The organism is Shigella sp. FC1967, from assembly GCF_001743005.1.
In the GTDB taxonomy this organism is placed as follows: Bacteria; Pseudomonadota; Gammaproteobacteria; order Enterobacterales; family Enterobacteriaceae; genus Proteus.
Window position 1 is genome coordinate 1 of record NZ_MIIZ01000897.1, and the last position, 2,087, is coordinate 2,087.

Consider the following 2,087-nt stretch of genomic DNA (forward strand, 5'->3'; position numbering starts at 1 on the left):
AAAAAGAGCCTGTTAATGCTGCTACGACCGCAAAGCTAAAACAGACTAAGCCTGTAGCGTCATTAAGCAACGACTCGCCTTCTAAAATATGTGTCATACGTGAAGGAAGTGGTGAATTTACAGTCATCGCGGAGACTGAAACAGGATCGGTCGGTGACAAAATCGCCGCTAAGGCAAACGCAATCGCAAGCGAAATAGATGGAATAAGCCAATGAATAAAAAAGCCCATGCCAATTACGGTGACAACAACTAAACCGATCGCCAATGACATAATCGGTTTAATTTCTTGAAATAACGCCTCTTTAGGAATACGCCAACCATCTAAAAATAGAAGCGGTGGAATAAAGAGAAACAAGAAAAGATGAGGATCAAAAGCCACCTCAAAACCAAAAATCGACAAACAAGCCCCCACAGCTATTTGGATCAACGGCAGAGGAATTTTTTCTGACAGCAATCGTGAGATAAATACACTCACAATCACGGCAAAAAGAAAAATAAGCACAATGGCAACGACAGACATGGTGAGCACCCCAAATTATTTAATATTTTTTAAGCGGTGCAGTAAAAACGATCTGTTGCCTAATTGTAAAGAAATAAGTTATTTCTAATTATATAAAAAATAAATTATTAGAGACTTCTGAAGTGAAAATGCATAAAAAACCCAAGCCTAGGCCGTTCCTGAGCGGAAACTTCACTGGTGAAATAGAGTAGAAATTTCTGCTCAGGCTCATCTATTTTGAGTAGTTTTTTGTTGTTAGCACAGAAACACGTACATATCCAACAGCGTGACATTATTGAAATCTCACTTATTGAGTGAATAGATGAGGCGTTGTTCTGGGTCATATCAGAAGACGATGCGGTTGTTGGCAAACTTCGGACAAAGCCCTGATTCTAGTTCTTTAAATTTCATAATTAATTATCTTCTGGGATTAGATTCATTCTTTCCCAGACAAATGCCAGATCTCCCGGGACTGGCATTTCTCGGAATAAATCTTCAACAGAAATGGCACTATGAATAGCAAATAACTGTCTGAAAGCAGGCGTCACTACTGCTTTAAAGAATTTTTTTCCATGAACAATGGTGCGCAGATTTTCATCATCAGTCTGGGCCCGAATTGCAGTCAGTTTCTCCTGATATCTCTGCCAGAGCCCCTGAGGCTCAAGATGGTTATGCCAGCTAGCGCATTGCGCACGAAAAATTTGCTCGTCCACAATCAACTCAGGGTTGAGAAGATCGCGGTTGAAACCAAGTAACCTAAGTTCATCCCAAAGCGGGTTTATTATTGCCCATAAAGCACCAAATTGAACCCACTGATCGAGATTTTCAGTAATGGATACAGTAATAGATTGAATTGCCGCTTCTTGCCCATCAGGAGCTTTGCTTTTTGCTTTTGCGGCAAACAGTGCCAAAGCTCCCTCGGGACAGTAAGATAATTTTCGATACAGAATCTGGGCAAAACTAGCAGGTTAGGCAATTGTTGTTGCCGTTGGCTCAATTGGGCGTTATCCCACTCATCACGATCAACAATGCCCAACCAAGTCGGTTGTTTTGACAAAATGTCTACAACATTGCGTTTGCCTCCAACTTCTGAAAGAACCCATTTTGTTTCCCATTGAGGATCAACTTTTTTTAAGAGCTGAGTAAAAACGAGTTCATCCGTTTTTCCTTCAACGATTAATGCTCGTTTACCTTCAGTGATCTTTGTCTCAAGAATGGTCTTGATATGCCACTCAAACTCCCTCATTACTCACCGTCCTTTTCAATAGAAAGAGGATAACGCAGACCCAGGCTTTCATAGCGTTGCCAAACATCGGTCGCATGGGAAGTTAAAATTAACTGCCCCTTCTTTTTCTGAATAATATTTTCCAGCGTCGCAAGCAGAGGCTGAACTAAGGAAGGATGAAGATGTAGATCCGGCTCGTCGATTAATACAACGCCACCTAGCTGAAGCCAACGTTGTACCATAAAGAGCATGATCAAAACTTGATGCTCACCAGAACTCATTTCATCTAGAGTATGAGTATCGCCGTTAGCAAGTTTGACCTGCTGACGTTGCCCCGGTTGAATTTCCTCTACAATGACTTTT

At 41.3% G+C, this 2,087-nt stretch carries 3 protein-coding genes; all 3 read right to left on the minus strand.

Annotation, left to right across the window (positions count from 1 at the left end; translation table 11 throughout):
* Window positions 1-520, minus strand: a 520-nt coding sequence (locus BHE89_RS15480; protein WP_171742514.1) for a cation:proton antiporter domain-containing protein, incomplete at its 3' end; no start/stop codon positions are given.
* 392 nt (window positions 521-912) lie between these two features.
* Complete coding sequence (locus BHE89_RS27505; protein WP_458694233.1) at window positions 913-1,410, minus strand: hypothetical protein; 498 nt, start codon at window positions 1,408-1,410, stop codon at window positions 913-915.
* A 334-nt stretch (window positions 1,411-1,744) separates the two neighbouring features.
* Window positions 1,745-2,087: AAA family ATPase (locus BHE89_RS15495; RefSeq protein ID WP_141008311.1), on the minus strand; the 343-nt coding region annotated here is incomplete at its 5' end.